The following is a 3117-nucleotide window of genomic DNA, read 5'->3' on the forward strand; positions in this document are numbered from 1 at the left end:
CGGCGGTGACGGCGCAGGTGGACCTCGCCCCCTACCAGGAGTGGGCCGAACGACCGGTGAAGCCGATCGAACAGGCCAGTGCGTCAGAGGTCCTCAATACCCTGGTCGAGATCGTCACCGCCGAAGGTCCGATGAACGCCGAATGGGCATACCGCCGGTACGTCAAGGCGTCCGGCAAGGAGCGGCTCGGATCGAACGTAAAGACCACCCTCAATCGGATCATGTACGACGCCGTCCGGCGCGGGCACAGGACTCCGGACATAGACCGAGGCGTTGATCGGCTGTATGCCGTTTGACCTGCGGGTTTGTGGCGTGTCGAGTTGAGTCTGGCCGAAATTCACGCGATAATTGTTGTGTGATTATTCAGGTCTTGTCGGTGATGGCAGCATGACCACCATGACGGCCCAGCTGCCCCTGCGGGTGACCCCCGCGCCGGCCGTGGCGATCGGGCTCGCGGTGGGCCTGGTCGAGGACGCCGACGGCGGCCGGGTGTTCATCAACGGGCAGCTGTGCTTCGCCTGGGACGCCGGGGACGCGGCCACCCGCCGACTGGCGGCGGTGCAACTGGTGCGGATCAAGGCGGCCAAGGGGTACGAGGTGGCGGCCGGGTTCGGGGTGGACGAGTTCACGCTGTACCGCTGGGGGCAGGCCCTTTCCGAGGGTGGCCCGGCGGCGCTGGTGCCGAGCCGGCGTGGACCGAAGGGCCCGTCCAAGCTCACCGACGCGTTGGTCGCGGAGATCGTCGAGCGCCGCGCGGCCGGGCAGGGCATCGCCGAGGTCGCCGCCGCGGTCGGGGTTTCGGCGCGCAGCGTGTCGGCCGCGGCGGCCCGCGCCCGGGCCGAGGCGGGCAGCGGCGCGGCCGGTTCCAGCGATGACACCGCGGCCGGTTCCACCGAGGCCGCGGCCGGTTCCACCGGCGAGGCGGTTTCGAACGGTTCCACGAGCGAGGCGGTTTCGGACACCGACCCGGACATCGACGGTGCGGTGGTCGATTCCATTGAGGTCGCGGCCGGTTCCACCGGCGAGGCGGTTTCGGACGCCGACCCGGAGGTCGGCGCTGTCGTGGTCGATTCCGCCGACGAGGCCGCGGCCGGTTCCACGAGCGAGGCGGTTTCGGACGCCTCCCCGGACATCGACGGTGTCATGGCCGGTTCCGCCGGCGCCGACGCGGACCTCGACGACGTCGACGCCGCCGACGCCGGAGGGGTTGAGATCGGCGTCGGCGCGGCGGGTTTGGCCGGTGACGCCGGCGCCGGTGAGGCCCTGGTGCCGGTTTTGCCCGGTCCGGTGGACCGTTCGCTGGAGCGGGTCGCGGCCCGGTGGGGGCTGTTGCCGTACGCGCCGCCGGTGTTCGCGCCGGCCGCCAGGGTGCCGTTGGCCGGGCTGTTCCTGGCGGTGCCCGCGCTGGCGGCGACCGGACTGCTGGAGGGCGCCCGGCAGGTGTACGGCGGTGTCCCGTACGGCTTCTACGGTTTGGACGCCGTGTTGTGCGAGGCGGTGCTCCGGGCGTTGCTCGGCGAGCCGCGGGCCGAGGGCGCCACCCGGGTCAACCCGACCGATCTGGGTCGGGTGCTGGGCCTGGACCGGGCCCCGGAGGTCAAGACGGTGCGCCGCAAGATGGGCTTGCTGGCCGCCCGCGGGAAGGCCGCCGAGTTGTTGTCCGTGCAGGCCCGCCGGCACGCGGCCGAGCACCAGGAGGCGATGAGCGTGCTGTACGTGGACGGGCATGTGCGGACCTACCACGGCACCCGCAGGATCCAGAAGACGCACGCGCCCCGGCTGCGGTTCCCGGCCCCGGCCACCGTGGAGACCTGGATCGCCGACGCGCACGGGGCGCCGGTGTGGGTGGTGATGGCCGAGCCCGGCGCATCGCTGGCCTCCGAGATCCGCCGACTGCTGCCCGAGATCCGCGGCATCGTGGGCGACGACCGTCGCGTGCTGGTCGGCTTCGACCGCGGCGGCTGGTCCCCCACCCTTTTCCAGGAGATGATCGCGGCCGGGTTCGACGTGTTGACCTGGCGCAAGGGACCCACCCAAGACGTGGCCGCCGAGTTGTTCGCCGAGCACACCCACACCGACGAGCACGGCGTCAAACGCACATTCGAGTTGGCCGACACCACCGTGGCGATCCCGCTGGACGAGCACGATCCCGACGCCGGCACGGTGACGCTGCGGCAGGTCAGCAAGCTCGATCCGAGAACCGGCCGACAGGTGCACATCCTGACCTCGCGCACCGACCTGACCGCCGCCCAGGTGTGCTTCCGGATGGGTGCCCGCTGGCGGGAAGAGAACTACTTCCGCTACGGGCGGATGCATTTCGCGTTGGACTCGCACGACAGCTACGCGGTCACCGACGACGACCCGGACCGGTCGGTGCCGAACCCGGCCAAGCGCAAGGCCCACCAGGCGGTGCAGGCCGCCCGGGCCCGGCTGGCCCGCGCCGAAACCCGCCGGGACGAACAGCTGCTGGCACTGCGGTCCCCGACGCCCGGCGTCACCACCGTCATCACCAACCAGACCATCAACCAGATCACCGCGCCGGTCCACGCCGCCCGCGCCGAACTGGACGCCGCCGCCGCGGCGCACCGCGCCACCCCGACCCGGCTGCCCCTGGGCCAGGTCCGCCCCGGCCAGCAGGTCCTGGAGACCGAAACGAAGCTGCTCACCCATGCCATCCGGATGGCCGCGTTCAACACCCAAACCATGCTGGCCCGAACCATCACCACAGCAACCGGCTACCGCAAGGCCGGAAACGAGGCCCATGCCCTGGTCCGCACCGCCCTGGCCGGCACCGGCGACATCCGCCCGGCCCCCGGCACGCTGCACATCCGCCTCGACCCGATGCACACGCCCCGGGCCACGGCCGCCCTCGCCCAGCTGTGCACGGCCCTCAACGACACCGCCGCGGTGTTCCCCGGCACCGACCTAGAAATGCACTATTCGGTCAAACCGCACCGCTGACCCGCCGCTGACCTCACATCAACTATTGCGCTATGTCCGGAGCCCTGACATCGGGATCCGACACGATTCTCCCCCCCCGCTTGACTCGACCGGACTGTGACGTAGGAGCCACCAGGCCGGCCCCCCTCGCACCACGATGACGGGATGCGACGGATT

Annotated in this window: 2 protein-coding genes; both read left to right on the forward strand. The window is 71.3% G+C overall.

Annotation, left to right across the window (positions count from 1 at the left end):
* Window positions 1-296, forward strand: a 296-nt coding sequence (locus VF468_02805; GenBank protein ID HEX5877241.1) for a hypothetical protein, incomplete at its 5' end; no start/stop codon positions are given.
* Window positions 297-387: 91 nt separating this feature from the next.
* Entirely contained in the window at window positions 388-2961 is a 2574-nt protein-coding gene (locus VF468_02810; protein ID HEX5877242.1) for a helix-turn-helix domain-containing protein, read from the forward strand.
* Window positions 2962-3117 lie beyond the last annotated feature (156 nt).

The sequence above is a fragment of the Actinomycetota bacterium genome, from assembly GCA_036280995.1.
Classification (GTDB): Bacteria; Actinomycetota; CALGFH01; order CALGFH01; family CALGFH01; genus CALGFH01.